This is a genomic window from Nonomuraea aridisoli, from assembly GCF_003236395.1.
Taxonomy (GTDB): Bacteria; Actinomycetota; Actinomycetes; order Streptosporangiales; family Streptosporangiaceae; genus Nonomuraea; species Nonomuraea aridisoli.
In genome coordinates, this window is sequence record NZ_POUD01000684.1 from 1 (window position 1) to 422 (window position 422).

At 72.5% G+C, this 422-nt stretch carries 1 pseudogene; it reads right to left on the reverse strand.

Annotated elements, in window-relative coordinates:
• Nucleotides 1–422 (reverse strand): annotated as a pseudogene (locus C1J01_RS50990) (hypothetical protein); the annotation flags it as partial.

Consider the following 422-nt stretch of genomic DNA (forward strand, 5'->3'; position numbering starts at 1 on the left):
CCCCCCCGCCCCCCAGAGCCTCGCCCTGCTCCTGCTCCTGCTCCGCGACAGGTTCTGATGTCGCCGGGTCCGCGACAGGTTCTGATGTCGCCGGGTCCGCGGCGGACTCTGATGTCGCCGGGTCCGCGACAGATTCCGATGTCGCCGGGTCCGCGACAGGACGCGTGCGGACGATCTCCACCCGGCGGAAGGCACGGCCCGGCAGGGTGCCGTCGATCCGCACCGTGGGCGGCGGACCGCCGTCCGGGCCGCTCTGCCCCGGCAGCGGCACGAGGAGCTGCTCCTGCAGATCGGTCGTGTAGAGCACGATCTGGGAGAAGCCGACCCGGCGCGCGTGCGAGGCGATCTCGCGAGGCAGGTCCTCCATCGCGCTCAGATGCATGGCCTGCAGCAGCCCGCCCAGGACCCGCTCACCCTCGATC